Annotated in this window: 16 protein-coding genes; 11 read left to right on the forward strand and 5 right to left on the reverse strand. The window is 68.6% G+C overall.

Features of this window, described 5'->3' with window-relative positions:
- A partial coding sequence (locus D0901_RS15070) for a hypothetical protein (RefSeq protein ID WP_129141134.1) occupies positions 1-1040 on the reverse strand: 1040 nt, incomplete at its 3' end.
- Positions 1041-1331: 291 nt separating this feature from the next.
- Here D0901_RS15070 and D0901_RS15075 point away from each other — a divergent pair.
- Together D0901_RS15075 and D0901_RS15080 are read left to right on the forward strand one after the other, a co-directional pair.
- Positions 1332-3266: a RecQ family ATP-dependent DNA helicase gene (locus tag D0901_RS15075; protein WP_233440442.1), complete on the forward strand. Its 1935-nt coding sequence runs from the start codon at positions 1332-1334 to the stop codon at positions 3264-3266.
- An 81-nt stretch (positions 3267-3347) separates the two neighbouring features.
- Entirely contained in the window at positions 3348-3881 is a 534-nt protein-coding gene (locus tag D0901_RS15080) for a DinB family protein (RefSeq protein WP_129141136.1), read from the forward strand.
- 15 nt (positions 3882-3896) lie between these two features.
- Here the strand turns inward: D0901_RS15080 and D0901_RS15085 are convergent, their stop codons facing one another.
- Complete coding sequence (locus D0901_RS15085; protein ID WP_129141137.1) at positions 3897-4238, reverse strand: zinc ribbon domain-containing protein YjdM; 342 nt, start codon at positions 4236-4238, stop codon at positions 3897-3899.
- 632 nt (positions 4239-4870) lie between these two features.
- Between D0901_RS15085 and D0901_RS15090 the strand changes: the two genes are divergently transcribed.
- Together D0901_RS15090 and D0901_RS15095 are read left to right on the forward strand one after the other, a co-directional pair.
- Complete coding sequence (locus D0901_RS15090) at positions 4871-6130, forward strand: AbrB family transcriptional regulator (protein WP_224419409.1); 1260 nt, start codon at positions 4871-4873, stop codon at positions 6128-6130.
- 155 nt (positions 6131-6285) lie between these two features.
- The gene (locus D0901_RS15095; RefSeq protein ID WP_129141138.1) at positions 6286-7542 is read left to right on the forward strand and encodes a dicarboxylate/amino acid:cation symporter; all 1257 of its coding nucleotides are present in this window, start codon (positions 6286-6288) and stop codon (positions 7540-7542) included.
- Positions 7543-7587: 45 nt separating this feature from the next.
- On the opposite strand, the gene D0901_RS15100 is transcribed toward D0901_RS15095, so the two are convergent.
- Positions 7588-8523 carry a DMT family transporter gene (locus tag D0901_RS15100; RefSeq protein WP_233440443.1) on the reverse strand — a complete coding sequence of 312 codons (936 nt, stop codon included), beginning with the start codon at positions 8521-8523 and terminating at the stop codon, positions 7588-7590.
- Between the two features lie 97 nt (positions 8524-8620).
- Between D0901_RS15100 and D0901_RS15105 the strand changes: the two genes are divergently transcribed.
- From D0901_RS15105 to D0901_RS21295, 4 genes are all read left to right on the forward strand, one after another.
- Positions 8621-9583, forward strand: a complete 963-nt coding sequence (locus D0901_RS15105) for a LysR substrate-binding domain-containing protein (RefSeq protein WP_129141139.1) — start codon at positions 8621-8623, stop codon at positions 9581-9583.
- 128 nt (positions 9584-9711) lie between these two features.
- Positions 9712-10098, forward strand: a complete 387-nt coding sequence (locus D0901_RS15110) for a tautomerase family protein (RefSeq protein WP_129141140.1) — start codon at positions 9712-9714, stop codon at positions 10096-10098.
- A gap of 94 nt (positions 10099-10192) precedes the next feature.
- Complete coding sequence (locus D0901_RS15115; RefSeq protein ID WP_129141194.1) at positions 10193-10684, forward strand: GNAT family N-acetyltransferase; 492 nt, start codon at positions 10193-10195, stop codon at positions 10682-10684.
- Positions 10685-10737: 53 nt separating this feature from the next.
- Positions 10738-11823, forward strand: a complete 1086-nt coding sequence (locus D0901_RS21295) for a GNAT family N-acetyltransferase (RefSeq protein ID WP_233440444.1) — start codon at positions 10738-10740, stop codon at positions 11821-11823.
- A gap of 41 nt (positions 11824-11864) precedes the next feature.
- On the opposite strand, the gene cobA is transcribed toward D0901_RS21295, so the two are convergent.
- Positions 11865-12770, reverse strand: a complete 906-nt coding sequence (gene cobA, locus D0901_RS15130; protein ID WP_129141142.1) for a uroporphyrinogen-III C-methyltransferase — start codon at positions 12768-12770, stop codon at positions 11865-11867.
- Positions 12730-15519 (reverse strand): nitrate reductase, encoded by a 2790-nt coding sequence (locus D0901_RS15135; protein ID WP_129141143.1) that lies wholly within the window; start codon positions 15517-15519, stop codon positions 12730-12732. The genes cobA and D0901_RS15135 overlap by 41 nt, the downstream gene beginning before the upstream one ends.
- A 612-nt stretch (positions 15520-16131) precedes the next feature.
- Here D0901_RS15135 and D0901_RS15140 point away from each other — a divergent pair.
- From D0901_RS15140 to nirD, 3 genes are all read left to right on the forward strand, one after another.
- A complete protein-coding gene (locus D0901_RS15140) occupies positions 16132-17397 on the forward strand; it encodes an NAD(P)/FAD-dependent oxidoreductase (protein ID WP_129141144.1) in 1266 nt (421 codons plus the stop codon).
- A gap of 2 nt (positions 17398-17399) precedes the next feature.
- Positions 17400-19916, forward strand: a complete 2517-nt coding sequence (gene nirB, locus D0901_RS15145; protein ID WP_129141145.1) for a nitrite reductase large subunit NirB — start codon at positions 17400-17402, stop codon at positions 19914-19916.
- 147 nt (positions 19917-20063) lie between these two features.
- Positions 20064-20438, forward strand: a complete 375-nt coding sequence (gene nirD, locus D0901_RS15150; RefSeq protein WP_129141146.1) for a nitrite reductase small subunit NirD — start codon at positions 20064-20066, stop codon at positions 20436-20438.
- Positions 20439-20451: the final 13 nt, after the last annotated feature.

Raw genomic sequence — 20451 nt, forward strand, 5'->3', positions numbered from 1 at the left:
GGGGCCACGCGCGGCATCGCCACCGCCAGGCCCGGCGGCATCATGCGGGCGACCATCGCGTCGCGCAGCGCGTCGGAGGGCGGCTCGGCGAGCAGACGCCGCGACAGGTCGGCGAAGTCGATCACGCCCATCGACTGGATGCGCCCCTCGGCGATGTCGGCGAGCAGTTCGGAGAGCCGCCGCGAGAGGTTCTCGATGGCATTGAGCACCCGGCCGATGGCGCCGGTGAGCATGCCCAGCTCCCAGCTTTCGCCATGCTCGCGCTCGCGGACCTCGCGCCAGGTATCGAAGCGCTCGCCGAGATCCGGCGTGGCGAGCTGCGAACGCGCGCCGAGCAGGGTGTGCTGAATGGTCGACAGGGCGTTGTGGTAGTGGCGCTCGTTGTCGATGAAGGCACTCAGCTTGCCCTCGCGGGTGGGATTCTCGCGCACCCGGCGCAGTTCCTGGGTCAGCGCGCGGATCGCCATCAGGATCTGGTTGGTGATGTCGGGGATCCGCGCGAAGTCGCCCCGCGCCAGTGCGGCGAGCACCTTGGCGGCGTCGTACTCGGAATACAGCAGGTCCTCGACCTGGCTGGCCAGGGTCACCGCCTGGCGGCCACTGGGCGTGAGGCGCACCTGGCCGGTCTGGCCCTGCTTCTCGATCAGCGCGGTGCGCTTGGTGCTGCGCGGCAGCCGTGTCTCGGGGTCATCGTTCCCAGCGCACGCGGCCGGTGTCGACGCCGCGTCCCGGAAGTGAATCTCGCTGGGGGTGGCCAGCAGATTGACGACGAACGCCACGTCGTCGGCCGACAGCCGCGGATAATGCTCGCGCAGATACGCCAGACAGCGGGTCTGGGGCACGAAGGCGCTGTTGGTGGCGAAGTCGACATCGAGCAGGTAATCGAGCAGCAGGCAGCCGAGATCCAGCCAGTAGCCGTCGCGCAGGCCGCGGCGCTGTTCCTGGCTGACCTGGACGGACGGCGTGCCCGGCTCGCGGGCACTGTCGTGCAGGTCGACCAGCCGCGTGGTGGCGACGAGCAGCTTGCTCCAGGCGGTCATTTCCCTCTCCCCGGTGGGCCTTGGGCAAAGGGCGCATTATGCCAACTCCCCCGCGCCGGGTCATGGCGTCCCACGCCGGGCGGCCCTGGTGGGCGACGATATGCGACAATGACCGCGGTCGGCGAACTGTCATCGACGCTTTCGGGAAGCGCTGAACAAATAGGCGAGCGGGATGAAGCGCAAGGCGCCCGGCGCACAGGAACCGCAGCATATGGGGTATATGTGAGGATTCCGCGCACCGCGCAACGCAGCGATTCGCCCGTGCAGGCATTTGTGCAGTGTTTCCTTCGAGTGACGCCAGCGCGCCCGGCCCCGCACAGCCCCACCGTCACCGCCGCGGTGACGGCCGGACGCTCGGCGGCGGCGATCTTCCCCACCGGCTCCGGCAAGTCGCTGTGCTATCAGTTGCCGGCATTGCACCTGCCGCACCTGACGCTGGTGGTCTCGCCACTGCTGGCGCTGATGCAGGACCAGCTGGCGTTTCTCGAGCGCCACGGCATCGCCGCGGCGAGCATCGACTCCAGCCAGGGTCGCGAGCAGACGGCGGCGGTGATGGAGGGCGTGAAGCGCGGCGAGATCCGCATCCTGATGATCTCGGTGGAACGCCTCAAGAACGAGCGCTTTCGCACCTTCATCAAGAACGTGCCGATCTCGCTGCTGGTGGTCGACGAGGCCCACTGCATCAGCGAATGGGGGCACAACTTCCGCCCCGACTACCTGAAGCTGCCCGACTACCAGCGCGAGTTCGCCATCCCCCAGGCGCTGCTGCTCACCGCCACCGCCACACCGCGGGTGATCGACGACATGGCACGGCGCTTCGCCATCGCCGCCGATGACGTCACCACCACCGGCTTCTACCGGCCCAACCTCAACCTGCTGGTCGAACCGCTGGCGGCCGAGGCCAAGCCGCGCTTTCTGCGCGACTGGCTGCGTCCGCGGCTGGCCGGCGACACGCCGCCGTCGAGCATCGTCTACGTCACCCTGCAGCACACCGCCGAGCGGGTCGCCGGCTACCTGCGCCAGGCCGGGCTGGATGCCGTCGCCTACCACGCCGGGCTCGACGCCGAAACGCGCGATCGCATCCAGCGCGACTTCATGCACGACCGGGTCGCGGTGATCGTCGCCACCATCGCCTTCGGCATGGGCATCGACAAGCACGACATCCGCAACGTGGTGCACTTCGATCCGCCCAAGTCGCTGGAGAACTACAGTCAGGAGATCGGCCGCGCCGGCCGCGACGGCGAACCTTCCGATTGCCTGGTGCTGGCCGGCGGCGACAACCTGCGGGTACTGGAGAACTTCGTCTACGGCGACACCCCGGAACCGGGCGGCATCCGCACGGTGATCGAGGCGATTGTCAGCGAGCGCGAGGGCAATCACTGGGAACTGGTCCTCAATCGGCTCTCGCAGCGCAGCGACATTCGAGCGCTGCCGCTCAAGACGCTGCTGGTGCAGCTCGAGATGCGCGGCGTGATCGCCCCGCGCTACGCCTACTTCGCCGAGTACCGCTTCCAGTACCGGATCGAGCCCGACGAACTGGTGGCACGTTTTTCCGGCGAGCGCCGCGATTTCGTGGCGGCCATCGTCGCCGCCGCCGAGCGCGCCCGCACCTGGTGCCAGCTGGACTTCGAGGCCCTGCATCGCCATGGCCGGGAACACGGCCTGGACACCCGCCGCGCACGGGTGATCACGGCGCTGGACTACTTCCACGATCAGGGCTGGATCCGCCTCGAGACCCGCCAGATGACCGAGGTCTACGAAGTCCTGCAAAGCGACGTCGACCCCGCGCGGCTCGCCGCCGAACTGCACGCCGACTTCCGTGCCAAGGAAGCCGCCGAGATCGCCCGCATTCACGCCATGCTGGCGTTCTTCGCCAGCGACACCTGCCTGAGCCACCGCCTGGCCGACCACTTCGGCGACGACCGTGCGCCGCGGCACTGCGGCCACTGCTCGGTGTGCGCCGGACGCGTGGCGCGCCTGCCCGAGCCGCCGGCGCCGACGCCGCTGGCCGAACGGGATTTCCGCGAGCTGGCCGGCGAGTTCCTCGAGCGTGCCGCCGACGAGGGCGACCCGGCGAGCAGCGAGTGCGTCACGCGATTTCTGTGCGGGCTCACCACGCCGCGCCTGACCCGGCTCAAGGCACGCCGGCTGCCGGGCTTCGCGGTGCTGGAGGGCTATCCTTACGGCGAGGTACGTGGCTGGGTCGAGCAGCACCTGGAGGGGTGATGGCTGGACGCCGCGGGGCGTCTCGGCATACTAGCCTAGCTAGAGAGGCCGGATTCGCGGCTCGATCCCGGAGGCATCGCCATGACGACACTCGATCACGTTCGCCTGCTCGCCCGCTACAACGCCTGGATGAACGAGCGGCTCTATGCGGCGGCGGCGCGGCTGCCGGCCGAGGCAATGCAACGCGACCGCGGCGCCTTCTTCGGCTCGCTGCTGGGAACGCTCAATCATCTGGCCGTCGCCGACACCATCTGGCTGCAGCGCTTCGCCACGCATCCCGCCCAGCACGGCGAACTCGAGCCGGTGCGTCGCCTGCCCCGGCCGCGCTCGCTCGACGAGACCCTGTATGCCGATCTCGAGGCCCTGGGCGCGTATCGCCACTGGCTCGACACCCTGATCCAGGCCTGGTGTCAGGCGCTCGCCCCCCGGGATCTCGAGCACGTGCTGCGCTACTCCAACACGCGCGGCATCGCCGCCCACAAGCCCGTCGACCAGCTCCTGCTGCACTTCTTCAATCACCAGACCCACCATCGCGGCCAGGCCACCACCCTGCTCAACCAGGCCGGCGAGGATGTCGGCGTCACCGACCTGCTGGCCTTGATCGGCGACGTCTGACGTCGAACCGGGGCGTCACACCTTCTTGACGAACTCCGACTTGAGCTTCATCGCGCCGATGCCATCGATCTTGCAGTCGATGTTGTGATCGCCTTCCACCAGCCGGATGTTCTTGACCTTGGTCCCCACCTTCACGACCGACGACGAGCCCTTGATCTTGAGGTCCTTGACCACGGTGACGCTGTCGCCGTCCTGCAGCAGGTTGCCGTGGGCGTCGCTGACCACCGGCGTGTCGTCGTCATTTTCGACCGCGCCGTTGGCGACCCACTCGTGGGCGCACTCCGGGCAGATCAGCAGGTCCTGATCCTGATAGGTGAACTCCGATCCGCACTGGGGGCAGGCAGGCAACTGGCTCATGAAGGATGTCCGTTAACAGGGATGAAGCGCGCAGTGTAATCGGTCGCGGCGCATTGCCCAACCTGGCTGCCCAGCACGAGGCTTTCACCGGGCACGCCGCCCGCTCAGCCGGGCCCCGACCCGGCGTCGTCGCCCCACTGCGCCAGCAGCGTCTCGATGAACAGCTCGGCGGTGCTCGAAAGGGGATGATCGTTGCGCTGGCGTCGGTGCCATCGGCGTGCTGATCAAGAAGCCAACTGGTCCCGCCCGGCCTCCCTGATCGGCTTCGTCCTGGCGCCGGGTGCCGAGACCTATTTCTATCAGGCGGTCCAGTTCCAGGGCAGCATCAGGCATGCCGGGAGGAGCTGATCTGGCTGGCGGGCTTCTGCGCGCTGATTGCGGCGATCGTCGGGCTGGGCTTCATCAGCACGGCGGCGCTGTTCTGTCTGGCTTTCCTGGTGGGCATCGCCCGACTCAAGCCATGGACGGCCGCGGGAATGGCCGTCGGCGTGGTGGTCTTCCTGGTCGGCATGGCGCACTTCCTGACGCTCACCTACCCCAGCGGGGTTCTCGACCCCTGGCTGTTCGGCTGACCCCTCACTCCCCATCCCCTGCCGCCCGGCAACGGCTCGCGGCGGCAGGCCCTCCCCCGATTGTCGATCCCGGCTGAACCCGTAGCCTGCGAAGGTTATACTCGCGTCACGACGATCCCTTCCCCGATAAGGCCACCGGATGCTCGACCTCGCTGCCCGACCCTCGACTCGCGTGTTCATCGACCGGCAACACGGTATCGCCACCGATGTCGAGCCCGCCGCCCGCCAGCCCCGGGGAAGGCTCTGAAAGTCGATCTCGCCTCGCGGGGCCTTCCGGCCCAATGGCTGGCGCTGATCCTGCTCTCGGCGCTGATCGCCCTGGCGCTGGTGAGTCTGCAGGTCCCCGCCGGGCTGCTGCTGGGGCCGATGGCGGCCGGGGTCCTGGTCGCCGTGGCTGGCGTGCGCGTCCGTGTGCCGCGCTGGCCCTTCTTTCTCGCCCAGGCGAGCATCGGCTGCATGATCGCCCAGAGCATCACCCTGCCGATCCTCCACGAGATCGGTCGCGACTGGCCCACCTTCAGCATCGCGGTGGTGGCGGTGATCGCCGCCAGCAGTCTGCTCGGCTGGCTGCTGGCACGCTGGCAGGTGCTTCCCGGCACCACGGCGATCTGGGGCTCGGCCCCGGGGGCGGCCACCGCCATGGTGCTGATGGCGGAATCCTTCGGCGCCGACGTGCGCCTGGTCGCCTTCATGCAGTACCTGCGGGTGGTGATCGTGACCCTGGTCGCCTCGCTGGTGGCCTCGTTCTTCATGCCCGCCGACACCGCCGCCGCGCCCGCTCGCCAGTGGTTCGCCGCGGTCGATCCCGTCGCCCTGGCGACGACGCTGGGCGTGATCGGCGTCGGCGCCGTGGCCGGCCGCGTCTCCCGGCTACCCGCCGGCCCGCTGCTGGTGACCCTGGGCGGTGCCACCCTGTTGCAGGATTTCGCCGGGGTGACCCTCGAGCAGCCCGCACTGCTGCTCGCCGTCAGCTATGCCTTCGTCGGCTGGAGCATCGGGCTGCGCTTCGACCGCACCATCCTCGCCCACGTCGCCCGCTCGCTGCCCAGCGTGATCGCCTCGATTCTCTGCCTGGTGGCGCTATGCGGCGGCTTCGCCGCCTTGCTGGTGGTGTTCGCCGGGATCGACCCGCTCACCGCCTATCTCGCCACCAGCCCCGGCGGCGCCGACTCGGTGGCGATCATCGCCTCCTCGACCCACGTCGACGTGGCCTATGTCATGGCGATGCAGATCGCCCGCTTCGTGCTGGTGCTGCTGTTCGGCCCGCACATCGCCCGGCTGATCGCCCGACGTGCGCAGCGTCGTCGGTCCGAGGGCTGAACCGGGGGCATCCACTCACGAGCCATCCTCCGATGCATGAGCGGCATGACACATTCGGAACCCACATGAGCCCTTACAACGGCTTATGGCGCTCGACTGCCCTGACGTAGACTTGGCGGCGCTTCACTCGCCAACAAGATCAAGGAGTGCAAATCGTGGCCACCGACGCATCGTCCAAGCCGCCCAATCTCTGGCGCCGCATCCCCCTGTGGCAGAAGATTCTCGCCGGGCTACTGCTCGGCGCCCTGACCGGTGCGCTGATGGGCGAGAAAGCCGCACTATTCAAGCCGCTGGGCGATATCTTCATCAATGCCATTCGCATGCTCATCGTGCCCCTGGTGTTCTCGACCCTGGTCGTCGGTATCACCGCCATGCGCGATCCGCAGAAAATGGGCCGTATCGGCCTGCGCACCGTGGCGCTGTATCTGATCACCACGGCCTTCGCGATCGGCATCGGACTACTGGCCTCGACCCTGTTTCAGCCGGGTGTGGGCCTCGACATGAGCTTCGAGGCGAGTCAGGAGGCCAAGGAAGCCCCGAGCCTGGTCGAGATCCTGGTCGGCCTGGTTCCCAGCAATCCCATCGATGCCCTGGCCAATGGCAATATCCTGCAGATCATCGTCTTCGCCATCGGCCTGGGCATCTCGCTGACACTGATCGGTGACAAGGGCGAGCCGGTCGTTCGGCTGTTCGAGAGTTTCGCCGAGGCGATGTACAAGCTGACGAACATCGTCATGGCCTTTGCCCCCTTCGGCGTCTTCGGGCTGATCGCCTACGTGTCCGGCAGCTACGGCCTCGAGGTCCTGCTGCCGCTGGCCAAGGTCATCGGCGTCGCCTATCTGGCCAGCCTGGTTCACGTCCTGGTCGTCTACTCGGGACTCCTGGCATTCCTGGGTCGCCTCAATCCACTGCGCTACCTGCAAGGCATCATCGACGCCCTGGTCGTGGCCTATTCGTCGGCGTCATCGTCGGGGACGCTGCCCGTCTCGATTCGCTGCGCCCAGCAGAACCTCGGCGTGTCCAACGGCGTCGCGGGCTTCGTGCTGCCCGTGGGTGCCACCATCAACATGGATGGCACGGCGATCTATCAGGGGGTGGTCGCCGTCTTCATCGCCCAGTTGGTCGGGGTCGATCTGTCCCTGGCCGATTACGGCATGATCGTGCTGACCGGCACCCTGGCCTCGATCGGCACCGCCGGGGTGCCCGGCGCCGGGCTGATCATGCTGTCCATCGTCATGAGTCAGGTCGGCCTGCCCCTCGAGGCGATCGCCGTCATCGCCGGCATCGATCGTATCCTCGACATGGCGCGCACCTGCGTCAACGTGGCCGGCGACCTGATGGTCACCACCCTGGTCGGCAAGAGCGAGGGCGAACTCGACGAGCGTGTCTACAACGCCACCGCCAAGCAATGACCGAATTGCCCTCCCCGGGCGGCCCCGGGGAGGGCGAGTCAGCGCTCACCGACTCACCAGCACGACCCCGGCCAGCAAGGCGCCGCCTCCGATCACGAAGTTGACGGTCAGCGGTTCGTTCAGGAACAGGGCGCCGAAGAGCACGCCGAACACCGGCGAGAGGAACGAGAACACCCCCAGTTGCGAGGCCCAGTAGCGCCGCAACAGCGCGAACCACAGCAGCAGCGCGCCGAACGAGATCACCAGCGTCTGGAACCCCAGGCTGGCCAGCGCCGGCAGCGTCGGGCGCATGGCGCCGATGTCACCGAGTAGCAGCGCCGCCGGCAACAGCACCAGGGCGGCGATGGCCAACTGATAGCACAGCGTCTGCTCGGCCGGCGCTTCGGAAAGTCTCGTGCCGCGCAATACCAGGGTGGTCGCCGCCCACGACAGCCCTGCCAGCAGCCCCAACGCATCCCCCAGCACGATCGCACCGGCCTCGCCGAGCCCCGCCGTCGGCGTCATGGCGATCGCCATTCCCGCGAACGCCAGGCCCACGCCCCACCACTGGCGCCGAGCCAGTTGCTCGCCAGGCACCCACAGATGCAGGCCGAGCGCAGCGAACACCGGCGCCGTGTAGAGGAACACCGACATGTGCGAGGCCAGCGTGTAATCGAGCCCCCGGGCGACGAACACGAACTCGAAGGTGAATCCCAGGCCCACCAGCATCCCGGGCCCCAGGTGAGCGCGAAAATCCGCCGCGCGCAGGCCTCGCCAGCGCGCCAGGCCGCCCACCAGCAGCAAGGCCCCCAATGAACGCAGCGCGACCTGGGCCAGCGGCGAGACGTCCGCCGCCACCGCCTTGATCGCCACCTGCTGGAGACCCAGCGCCAGGCAGAAAAGCGTCATCAGCACGCTGGCCGGCATGTCGATGGAGCGCCGAGAGTGTCTATAACTGAGTGTCGAGTCGGCAGCGGACGCCGTGTTAGCGGACCCTTTCATGGCAGATCTCCTCCGGTTTTATCGCGACCATTGGAGCAACTGACAGACCCGCTCCCAACCGATTACTCTGTCACCCTAGGCTCAGGAAAAATCATCCATGATCGAAAGACTGCCGCTCAATGCCCTGCGCGCCTTCGCCGAGGCGGCCCGTACCGGCGGCTTCAAGACGGCAGCGGAACGCCTCGGCGTGACCCCGGGAGCCGTCAGCCGTCAGATCAAGCAACTCGAGGATCGCCTGGGGGTCGCGCTGTTCGAACGCCATGCCAACGGCGTGCGGGTCAACGAGGCCGGTCGACGACTGGCCGAGGACATCGATGCCGGCCTGGCGCGCATTGCCGGTGGCGTCCAGGCGGCCCGCGAACGGGCCCGCCCGGTCACGACGCTGACGCTGAGTGCACCACCTTCGCTTGCCCAGTTCTGGTTGCTGCCACGCCTGGCGGCGTTCGAGGCCCAGGAGGGGCAGATCGAGATCGCCCTGGATGCGGACCAGAATCTCACGATGCCGGCCTGGCACGACAACGGCGCGCGTCTCGCCCTGCGTTACGGTCGCGGCCCCTGGACTGGCGTGAAGAGCGTTCGGCTGTTCGGCGACGCGCTGTTCCCGGTCTGCGCCCCCGTCCTGCGGGAGCGCGGGCGTCTCGAGACGCCCGCCGACCTGCTCGCCCATCCCTTGTTCGAGGTGACCTGGGAGTCGCGCCAGAACATCGACTTCCCCGGGTGGCGCGAGTGGTTCGACGCCGCCGGCCTGGGCGATGTCGAGGTGCCGATTCGCCACCGCTTCTCGCTCTACGGCCTGGCCCTCGATCAGGTGATCGCCGGGCGCGGCGTGATGCTCGCCAGCCCCGTCGTGGCTGGCGATCGCCTGGCCAGCGGCGTGCTGATCCGGCCCTTCGGCAAGCGACAGGTGATCGATTCGCCGTTCACCTACGAGCTGATCCTGCCCGCCACCGGCCGCGCCCCGCCGATGGTTCGGCGCTTCATCGACTGGCTGATCGCGGAAGCCCAACGCTTCGATAGCGAGGCCGCCTGGGCGACGTCGGACCAGCCGGGCATTGCCTGAGGCCCGTTGCCGGTGCATCGCTGGCCGCAGACATCGAGAACGTCGATACTGACTCGCGGCGTCCGTTCATCGCGGGCGGGCAATAGTCACCCGTTCTGCTTTCCCTACCCACCCCCAAGAGGCATGACATGATCGTCATCTATGGCATCAAGGAACACCTGGACCCCATCAAGGCGCGACTCTCCGACGCGATACACGCCAGCATGCAGGCGATCCTCGGCCTGCCGGACGACAAGCGCGCACACCGGTTCATCCCGCTGGCGGCCGAGGACTTCTACTACCCCGGTGGCCGGTCGCCGGCGTACACGGTCATCGAGATCAACATGATGCAGGGACGCGCGGCGGATACTCAGAAGGCGCTGATCAAGGAGCTGTTCCGGCGCGTGGAAGCGGAGGTGGGCATTGCGCCCGTCGACCTGGAAATCACCCTCAAGGAACAGCCGGCCCATTGCTGGGGCTTTCGTGGCATGACCGGCGACGAGGCCCGCGATCTCAAGTACTCGGTGAACGTCTGACGCACTGCGCGCCCGCTCGACGCAGCGGGCATGATACGCGCGAGTGGGCCGGACTCGGCCCCGACCGTCCACCGCCAGGGAGTCCCGATCCGTGATGGCCATCCGCCCCTTCGACGCCGCCGACTGGCCCGCCGTATGGCGTTTTCTGGAACCCGTGCTGCGCGCCGGCGACACCTACAGTTTTCCCCGTGACATCGGCGAGGATCAGGCCCATCAGGCCTGGTTCAGCACGCCCCGGGCCACCTTCGTTGCGGTGGACGAGGCGGATCGCCCCCTCGGCACCTACTACATCAAGCCCAACCAGCCCGGTCAGGGCGATCACGTCTGCAACTGCGGCTATGTGGTCGACGCCGCCCAGCGCGGCCGGGGCATCGCCTCGTCACTCTGTGCGCATTCCCTGGCCACGGCCCGGGAGCTCGGGTTCACGGCGATGCAGTACAATCTGGTGGTCGCCACCAACACCGGTGCCGTGCGCTTGTGGCAGAAGCACGGCTTCGCCATCGTCGGCACCCTGCCCGGGGCGTTCCGGCATCCCGCGCAAGGGCCGGTCGATGCCCACGTGATGTATCGGCGCCTCGACCGCTGAGCCCGGGCTGCCGGGCCCGGCGATTGTCGCCACAACCGCGAGAGGACAGGTGCATGGAACTGCAGTACCGCGCGGCCCGCCGCGACGATCTGGAAAGCCTGGTGTCCCTGCTCGCCGACGACGCGCTCGGCAGCCGGCGGGAAGACACCGCCGTCCCGTTGAATGAGGCCTATATTGCCGCCTTCGAGGCCATCGACCGGGATGCGAACAACCAGCTGCTGGTCGCGGAGCTGGACGACCGGCTGGTCGGCATGCTCCAGCTGACGTTCATTCCGTACTTGACCCACACCGGCAGCTGGCGCTGCCTCGTCGAGGGCGTCAGGATCCACGAGGCGTTCCGGGGCCGCGGTCTTGGCGAGCAGATGTTCGCCCACGCCATCCGGGAAGCGCGAGCGAAAGGCTGCAGGGTCATCCAGTTGACGAGCGACAAGCAGCGCCCCGACACGCCATCAGGTTCTACGAGCGACTGGGCTTCGAGGCCACCCACGAGGGCTTCAAGCTGGCACTATGAATGCACGGGCGGTACGCGAATGCCGGCCACCTCACTGACTTCAGGAGCCCCCATGAACCTCGACGAACTGCTCGCGGAGCTGGAAGAACTGGGCGACCGGCACGATGCCACGGCCGAGACGAAGGCGCACAAGTACCTCAACATCACCCGGGAGACCGGCGAGTTCCTGACCGTGCTGATCAAGGCCGGCGCGGTGCGCCATATCCTCGAGGTGGGCACCTCGAACGGCTATTCCACCTTGTGGCTCGCCGCCGCCCTCCCCGACGGCGGTCATGTCACCACCCTGGAAATCTCCCCGGACAAGGCCGACCAGGCTCGCGACAATTTCCAGCGCGCCGGGCTGGCGCACCGGATCACGCTGGTCCGCGAGGATGCCTCCCGCTACCTCGAGCGCGCCGCGGGGCCCTTCGACCTGATCTTCCTCGATGCCGACCGGGCGAGCTACCGGGGGCTGGCGGAGACCATCGTCGCCCTCGTTCGCCCCGGCGGGCTGCTGGTCTGCGACAACGCGCTCTCCCACGCCGATGAGATGCGCGCCTTCATCGACTACATCAATGACAGCGGGGCCTTCACGACGACCACGGTGCCTGTCGGCAAGGGCGAGTTCGTCGCCTGCAAAGATGCCTAGACCGTTCCGGACAAACCGCCACCAGACGCCCCTTACCTCCATCAGGATGCTTCGACGCGACGCGCCTGGCGCCTTGCCGCCGTCGCCATCCCGACCACGCTGCCCACCACGATCAGGCATGGCGAGGGCAGCGGAGCGTCGGTCAGCTTGTCGGGCATGTCGGCGAGCGTGCCGGTCAGCGACCGCTGCTCGGGCAGCGAGGCATTGCTGATCAGCAGGATCGGCCAGTCGTCGGGCAGTCCGGCGCCACGCAGCCCCTCGCAGATCGCCGCGACCTTGGCCAGTCCCATGTAGAACACCAGCGTCTCGTCGGTGCGGGCCAGCGACTGCCAGTCGGGTGTGCCGCCCTCGCGACACAACTGCGCGGTGATGAAACGCAACTGCTGGGCGTGGGCGCGGTCGGTGAGCGCCAGGCCCATCGCCGCGGCGGCCCCGGAGGCGGCGGTGATGCCGGGCACGATCGTCGCGGGTACCTCGGCCGTGGCGAGGGCGGCGAGCTCCTCACCCATGCGGCCGAACACTCCCGGGTCGCCCCCCTTGAGGCGCACCACCGACTTGCCCTCTCTCGCCAGACTGACCAGCAAGGTGCCGATCTCGGCCTGCGCCACGCTGTGATGGCCACGCGCCTTGCCGACGTAGTAGCGCTCGCGGCCGGGAGGAATCAACGCCAGGATGTCGTCGCCGACCAGTCGGTCGTAGACGATGGCGTCGGCCTGGCCGAGCAATCGCGCGGCGCGCAGGGTGAGCAACCCCGCGTCGCCCGGCCCGGCGCCGACCAGATAGACATGACCGGGGCGGCACTCGCCAGGGACGATGCCCGGCAGCCCGGTGGCGCGCCCCGGGCCGACGATCCGCGACAGGGTTCGCGAGGCGCCCTCGGCCAGACGCGCCAGCAGCCCGGGACGTTCACAGCGCTTCGCTTGCCAGGGTTTCACGGTCGGCAGCATGGGCCGTCTCCTCTTCGATCAGGGATTTCAATTCGGGAATGCAGGAACCGCATTGGGTGCCGCAGGCCAGCCGCGCGCCCAGCGCCTCGACGCTGGCGTCGCCGGCACGGATCGCCGTGACGATCGTCTTCTGGCCGACCCGGTGACAGCTGCACACGATAGGCCCGGCATCGCTCTCGCCGGCATCGCAGCCGGCCAGCAGACGACGGCGCCGCTCGCTGGGCAGCGCCTCGCCGTTAGCGGCCTCGGCGAAGCGTGCGTCGAGCCAGTCGAGTGCCGGCAGTTCGGCGGGCGGGCCGACCATCAGCCACCAGCACAACCGATCGCCATCGAAACCGGCGGCGCGTAACCGCCCGCCGGCGGCGTCCTCGGCCCACAGCGCCGGCTCGCCCGGCAGGTTGGCCCGGGCCCAGGCCAGCCAGTCGCGAGCGGCTTTCTCCACCCCGCCGCAGGCGCTTCCCGGCTCGCCACCGGCGAGCTGCCAGCGCTGGCAATGGCCCAGGGGGATGCGTGCCCAGTAGGCGCTCTCGTCGCGCCAGCTCGGCTCGCGCTCGGCGTCACTCCCGGCTTCATTCTCAACGTCGCTGTCGAGCGGATCGGCGACGATCAGCGTCGCCTCCCAGCCCACCGCCAGCGGGGCGAGACTCACCGCGCCGTGCTTGGACTCGGGCTGACCCGAGAGCGGATCGCGATGGCCGGCCAACAGCCCACCCATGCGTGCCCGACCGCTGAAGCTGTCGTTCCAGTGCATGGGCACGAATACCTCGCCGCGGCGCATGGCGTGCGAGACGCGCACCCGAGCGCGATACTCGCCATTCGCGCCCTCGAGCCGAGCAAGCTGCTGGTCGTGCAGACCGTGTTCCCGGGCATCGTCGGGGTGCACCTCGATGAACGGCTCGGCACGATGGTTCATCAGCCGGGGCGCGCGGCCGGTGCGAGTCATGGTGTGCCACTGATCGCGCACGCGGCCGGTATTGAGCCGCAGTGGCCGCGCCTCGCTGAGCGCCTGGCGTGGGCCCCGGGGCCGCACGGCGACCAGCCTGGCGCGGCCGTCCGGGGTGGCGAAGCGACCCGCCGTGAACAACCGCGCCGTGCCCTCGGGGGCACGCTCGTTGACCGGCCACTGGATGGGCGCCAGGGCGTCGTAGCCGGCGCGGTCGAGCCCGGCGAGCCCGGAGATGTCGAAGCACCGCGCACCTTCGCCCGCGTTCTCGAAGCCGGAGAGCCGGGCATGCTCGTCGAAGATCTCGCTCGGGTGGCAATACCCGAAGGCCTCGGCGAAGCCCAGCCGCCGGGCCACCTGGGTGATGATCCACCAGTCGTGACGCGCCTCGCCCGGCGGGGCCAGCAGGCCACGCTGGCGCGAGATGCGCCGCTCGGAATTGGTCACGGTGCCATCCTTCTCGGACCAGCCCGACGCCGGCAGCACGATGTCGGCGTATTGCAGGAGGTCGGCATCGGCCATGCACTCCGACACGATCACCAGCGGACAGGCCTCGAGGATGCGCCGTATCCGGTTGGCGTCGGGCAGGCTGACGCCGGGGTTGGTGGCCATGATCCACAGCGCGCGTATCTCGCCGCGCTCGATGGCATCGAACAGCTCCACCGCCTTGTGACCGGGTCCCTCGGGCAGGGCCGGGTCCAGCGAGGCGGTGGCCCAGAAGCGCGCGACCCGATCGCGTGCACCGGGCGAGTCGTAGTCCATGTGCGCGGCGAGCTGATTGGCCAGCCCGCCCACCTCGCGGCCGCCCATGGCGTTGGGCTGGCCGGTGATCGAGAACGGCCCGGCGCCCGGCAGGCCCAGCTTGCCGCCGGCCAGGTGGCAATTGATGATGGCGTTGCCCGTGTCGGTGCCGCTGCTCGACTGGTTGACGCCCTGCGAATAGAGGGTCACCACGTGCAGCTGGCTGGCGAACCAGTAGCAGAAGGTCTCCAGGCGCTCGGGGTCGACGTCGCAGTCGGCGGCGATCGCCTCGATGGTGCAATCGTCCTCGGCCGCCGCGGCCAGCGCGGCCTCGAAGCCCTGGGTGTGGCGCTCGAGGTAGAGCGAATCGCAACGCCCCTTCGCCGCCATCCACGCCAGCAGACCGGTGAACAGCCGGGCATCGCTGCCCGGGCGCAGGCCCAGGTAGAGATCGGCGATCTCGCAGGTGTCGGTGACCCGCGGGTCGATCACCACCACCCGCAGCAGGGGATTGCGCTGCTTGGCGCCGCGCAGGCGCTGGTAGAGCACCGGATGGTTCCAGGCCAGGTTGGAGCCCACCAGCACCACCAGCTCGGCCTCTTCCAGGTCCGCGTAGTTGCCGGGCACGGCGTCGGCGCCGAAGGCGCGCTTGTAGCCGGCCACCGCCGAGGCCATGCACAGCCGTGAATTGGTATCCAGGTGGGGCGTGCCGAGAAAGCCCTTGAACAGCTTGTTGGCGACGTAGTAGTCCTCGGTCAGCAACTGGCCGGACAGATAGGCCGCCAGCGAATGGCGGCCATGCGCGGCGCGGGTCGCCTGCAGCCGCGAGGCGACAGCGTCGAGGGCGGTTTCCCAGCCGACCTCGACGCCGTCGACGCGGGGCCGGGTCAGCCGGCCGCGCCGGCCCAGCGTCTCGGCGAGCGCCGAGCCCTTGACGCACAGCCGCCCATGGTTGGCCGGATGATCGCGGTCACCCTCGACGCCGGTGACGCGCTCGCCATCGTGGCTGGCGATCACCCCGCAGCCGACGCCGCAATAGGGACACGTCGTGGATGTCTTGTGCATGCTGCCTCCCTCGAAGCGCCTAACGACAAAGGGGCCCGACCCGCCATCTGGCGGATCGGGCCCCTTTGCCCGGTGTCATCGTCTTGTCCGTCGTCGCGTTCTCGTGTGCCGATCTGCCGCCGTTGGCCGACCGTGAACGCCCGGACGTGGGTCCTTGACCCATTTCTGAAGACGTTTCAGCAACAATCGCGCCCGAACGGGTTTATCGCTTTCAAAACAGCCACCTGAAAAACCTCGGCGGCATCGGGCCCGGCGCGTGGCCGCGAAAGGCCCGGCCCCCGGCCCACGTCGCGCCCCTTGCTGGTGCAAGCGCGGACCTCATTGCACAGCCAGCGACCGAATCCGCGCCACCCGGGTCGTGACGTGGTCGCCAGAAAAACCGCCAATCGCCTGACGGCAAAGCGGAAAATCGCCACCTGGCACGTCCTTCGCTTCACATGACGCAGCGATGGATACGGATCAGCGTCGATCCCGGGCCACTGGCTCGTCATCCATTGGACAATCGACACGTCACGAATACAGGCAAAGGCGCCTGGCGCAGTGAGGACGACACCGTCCGCATTGCGTCAGGCGCCTTTTTGCGTTGGCGCGTCGGCGCCGGGAGGAAGATGCATGACCCCACACGACAGCCCCACGGACGAGCGCTTGCTGATCGTCGGCAACGGCATGGCCGGGCACCGGCTGCTCGAGGCACTGCTCGCGCGCGAGCCGCGCCCGCAACGGATCACCGTGATCGGCGACGAACACACGCCGGCCTACAACCGCATCCTGCTCTCGCCGCTGCTGGCCGGCGAGACCGACCGCGAGACGCTGACCCTGCGCGATCACGACTGGTATGCCGAGCAGGGCGTCGAGCTGATCCTCGGCGAGCGCATCGAGACGCTCGACCGAGAACGCCGCCTCGCGCTCACCGACACCGGGCGCACTCTCGCCTACGACCGGCTGGTGCTGGCGACCGGCTCACGGCCCGCGATGCCCGACGTACCGGGCATTCGCCTGCGCGGCGTCCACGGCTTTCGCGATCTGGACGACGCCGTGGCGCTGACCCGTCTCGCCGAGTCCGCCCGGGCCGGCAGCGATCGCGCGGTGGTGGTGGGCGGCGGCCTGCTCGGCCTGGAGGCCGCCGAAGGGCTGCGCAAGCGCGGCATGCAGGTCAGCGTGCTGCAACGCGGCACGCACCTGATGAACCGCCAGCTCGATGTCACCGCCGCCGCCCTGCTGCGCGGCGAGCTCGAGAGCCGGGGCCTCGAGGTGGTCACCGGGACACGCCTGGCGGCCTGCGACGGCGACCCGCAGGGCCACGTGGCTGCCGTGCGCCTCGAGGACGGCCGACGGCTGCCCGCCGACTGCGTGGTGATCGCCGCCGGGATCACCCCCAATACCGAACTCGGCACCCGGAGCGGCCTGACAACCCGGCGCGGGATCGTCGTCGACGCCTGGCTGACCAGCAGCGATCCGCGGATTCACGCGCTGGGCGAATGCTGCGAATTCGAGGGCCGCACCTACGGCCTGGTCGAGCCGATCTGGCGTCAGGTCGAGGTCCTCGCCGCGCGCCTCTGCGGCGAGCCGGTCGAGGGCTACGTGGAGGCGCCGAGCGCCACCCAGCTCAAGGTCAGCGGCGTCTCGCTCTACGCCTTCGGTCCCATCGAGCCCGACGCCGACCACGAGGTCCTCACCTATCACGATCCACAGCAGGGTGACTACCGCCGCCTGCTGCTGCGCAACGACCGGCTCGAAGGCGCCGTGCTCTACGGCGACACCGCCTTCGGCCCCTGGTATTTCGAACGCTCGCTGGCCGGCAGCGATCTCGGCGCCTGTCGCCAGGCGCTGCTGTTCGGTGCCGGCGACGCCACCGCCCTTCTCGAGGAGGCCGCATAACCATGAACAAGCAACGTCTGATCATCATCGGCAACGGCATGGTCGGCCACCATCTGGTCGAACAGCTGATCGAACGCCATGCCACCGACCGCTTCGACATCCGCATCTTCGGCGAGGAGCGTCACCCGGCCTACGACCGCGTGCACCTCTCGGAGTACTTCGCCGGGCGCGACGCCCGGTCGCTGGCCATGGGCGAGGTCGGTTTCTACGACGCCAACCCCGTCACCCTGCACCTCTGTGAGGCGGTGACGGGCATCGATCGCGACAACGGCGAAGTGGTCACCGACCGGGGCCGCTACCCCTACGACAGCCTGGTGCTGGCCACCGGCTCCTATCCGTTCGTGCCGCCGATCGCCGGCGCCGAGGCGGGCCAGCCCAACCGGCTGGTCTATCGCACCCTGGACGATCTGGACACCATCCGGGCGGCCGCCGCCGATGCCCGCCGCGGCGTGGTCGTGGGCGGCGGTCTGCTCGGCCTGGAAGCCGCCAACGCCCTGAAGTCGCTGGGGCTCGAGGCGCATGTGGTCGAGTTCGCGCCGCGCCTGATGCCGGTGCAGCTCGACGACCAGGGCGGCACGGCGCTGCGTGACAAGATCGAGAAACTCGGCGTGGGCGTGCACCTCGACCGCGCTACCACCGAGATCGTCCCCGGCGAGGACTACCGCTACCGCATGCATTTCAAGGATGGCGAGTCTCTGGAAACCGACCTGATCGTGTTCTCCGCCGGTATCCGCCCCCAGGACGCCCTGGCCCGCCAGTGCAAGCTGGAGATCGGCGAGCGCGGCGGCATCGTCATCGACGACCAGTGCCGCACCTCCGATCCGGAAATCTTCGCCATCGGCGAATGCGCGCTGTGGTCGAATCGCATCTTCGGCCTGGTCGCCCCCGGCTACACCATGGCACGCAACGTCGCCGATGCGCTGTGCAGCGAGGCAGGCGACGAGCAGCCCACCTTCACCGGGGCCGACATGTCCACCAAGCTCAAGCTGCTGGGCGTCGACGTCGGCTCGATCGGCGACGCCCACGGCGCTACCGAGGGCGCCAGGAGCTATCGCTACAACGACGAGACCACGGGCATCTACCGCCGCCTGGTGGTCTCCGCCGACGGCAAGCGCGCCATCGGCGCGGTGCTGGTCGGCGACAACGCCGCCTACGACACCCTGCTGCAGTACGTGCAGAACGGCATCGAGCTGCCCGCCGACCCGGCCTCGCTGATCCTGCCGAGCGTCGAGGGTGCGCCGACGCTGGGTGCCGACGCCCTGCCCGAGACCGCCTCGATCTGCTCGTGCCACAACGTCACCAAGGGCGCGATCTGCGCGGCGATCGATGCGGGCGCCACCGACCTCGGCGCGGTCAAGGCCGAAACGAAGGCCAGCACCGGCTGCGGCGGCTGCGCGGCGCTGCTCAAGAGCGTGGTCGACAGCGAGCTCGAGGCCCGCGGTGTCGAAGTCGACCAGTCGATCTGCGAGCACTTCGCCCACACCCGCCAGGCGCTCTATTCGATCGTCCGCGTCGAGGGCATCAGGACCTTCAGCGAGCTGATCGAAAAGCATGGTGCTTCACAAGGCCACGGCCTCGGCTGCGACATCTGCAAGCCCGCGGTGGCGTCGATTCTCGCCTCCTGCTTCAACGAGCCGATCACCGACGCCGCCCACGTGCCGCTGCAGGACACCAACGACACCTTCATGGCCAACATGCAGAAGAACGGCACCTACTCGGTGGTGCCGCGCATTCCCGGCGGCGAGATCACCCCGGCCAAGCTGCGCGTGCTCGGCGAGGTCGGCGAGAAGTACGGCCTCTACACCAAGATCACCGGCGGCCAGCGCGTCGATCTGTTCGGCGCCCGTCTCGAGCAGTTGCCGGACATCTGGAGCGAACTGATCGCCGCCGGCTTCGAGACCGGCCACGCCTACGGCAAGGCCACGCGCACCGTGAAGTCCTGCGTCGGCAGCACCTGGTGCCGCTACGGCGTGCAGGACAGCGTGGGCATGGCGATCCACCTGGAGAATCGCTACAAGGGCCTGCGCTCGCCGCACAAGCTCAAGTTCGCCGTCTCCGGCTGCACCCGCGAATGTGCCGAGGCGCAGAGCAAGGACGTCGGCGTGATCGCCACCGAGCACGGCTGGAACCTCTACGTCTGCGGCAACGGCGGCATGCGCCCGCGCCACGCCGAGCTGTTCGCCACCGACCTCGACGACCAGACGTTGATCCGCTACATCGACCGCTTCCTGATGTTCTACGTGCGTACCGCCGACCGCCTGCAGCGCACCTCGGTGTGGCGCGAGAACCTCGAGGGCGGGCTCGACTATCTCAAGGCCGTGGTGATCGACGACAGCCTGGGTCTGGCCGAGGAACTCGAAAGCCAGATGCGCCACGTCATCGACAGCTACGAATGCGAATGGGCCAACGCCCTCGACGACCCGGAGAAGCTCAAGCGCTTTCGCAGCTTCGTCAACGACCAGCGGCCGGATCCGGACATTATCGTGACGGAAGAGCGCGGCCAGCTTCGTCCGGCCTAACGAAATGGCTGCGCAAGCGAATCGCTGCGTTGCGCGGTGCTCGAAAACTCGCCTAACAAAACGTTATGTCTCGTTTTCTGTGCGCCGCGCGCCTTGCGCTTCATCTTGCTCGCCGATTTCTTTGAATTTCTACAAGGGGTAGAGAGCATGAGCACCGCAACGGCAATCAAGCACGACGTGACCTGGCAGCCGCTGTGCCACCAGGCGGATCTGGTGGCGTTTTCCGGGGTGGCGGCCTGGCTGGAAACCGCCGAGGGTCCCGCCCAGGTGGCCCTGTTCTACGTCCCGGGCCACGAGACCGAACTGTTCGCCGTGGACAACCACGATCCGCTGGGCGGGGCCAACGTGATCGCCCGCGGCATCGTCGGCGACGTCAAGGGCGAGCCGGTGGTCGCCTCGCCGCTCTACAAGCAGCATTTCAGGCTGTGCGATGGGGTCTGTGTCGAAGACCCCGACGCCCGACTGCGTCACTGGCCGGTGCGCATCGCCGGCGAGCGGGTGGAGATCGGACTACGCGGGTAACGCACCTGGTCGG

Origin of the sequence: Modicisalibacter coralii (assembly GCF_004117855.1) — a bacterium.
GTDB classification, from domain to species: Bacteria; Pseudomonadota; Gammaproteobacteria; order Pseudomonadales; family Halomonadaceae; genus Modicisalibacter; species Modicisalibacter coralii.

Excerpts from the sequence above, each read along its gene's own strand:
- D0901_RS15080 (WP_129141136.1), top strand. The coding sequence starts at position 3,348 with ATGACGACACTCGATCACGTTCGCCTGCTCGCCCGCTACAACGCCTGG.
- D0901_RS15085 (WP_129141137.1), bottom strand. The coding sequence starts at position 4,238 with ATGAGCCAGTTGCCTGCCTGCCCCCAGTGCGGATCGGAGTTCACCTAT.
- D0901_RS15100 (WP_233440443.1), bottom strand. The coding sequence starts at position 8,523 with ATGAAAGGGTCCGCTAACACGGCGTCCGCTGCCGACTCGACACTCAGT.
- D0901_RS15105 (WP_129141139.1), top strand. The coding sequence starts at position 8,621 with ATGATCGAAAGACTGCCGCTCAATGCCCTGCGCGCCTTCGCCGAGGCG.
- D0901_RS15110 (WP_129141140.1), top strand. The coding sequence starts at position 9,712 with ATGATCGTCATCTATGGCATCAAGGAACACCTGGACCCCATCAAGGCG.
- D0901_RS15115 (WP_129141194.1), top strand. The coding sequence starts at position 10,193 with ATGGCCATCCGCCCCTTCGACGCCGCCGACTGGCCCGCCGTATGGCGT.
- D0901_RS21295 (WP_233440444.1), top strand. The coding sequence starts at position 10,738 with ATGGAACTGCAGTACCGCGCGGCCCGCCGCGACGATCTGGAAAGCCTG.
- cobA (WP_129141142.1), bottom strand. The coding sequence starts at position 12,770 with ATGCTGCCGACCGTGAAACCCTGGCAAGCGAAGCGCTGTGAACGTCCC.
- D0901_RS15135 (WP_129141143.1), bottom strand. The coding sequence starts at position 15,519 with ATGCACAAGACATCCACGACGTGTCCCTATTGCGGCGTCGGCTGCGGG.
- D0901_RS15140 (WP_129141144.1), top strand. The coding sequence starts at position 16,132 with ATGACCCCACACGACAGCCCCACGGACGAGCGCTTGCTGATCGTCGGC.
- nirB (WP_129141145.1), top strand. The coding sequence starts at position 17,400 with ATGAACAAGCAACGTCTGATCATCATCGGCAACGGCATGGTCGGCCAC.
- nirD (WP_129141146.1), top strand. The coding sequence starts at position 20,064 with ATGAGCACCGCAACGGCAATCAAGCACGACGTGACCTGGCAGCCGCTG.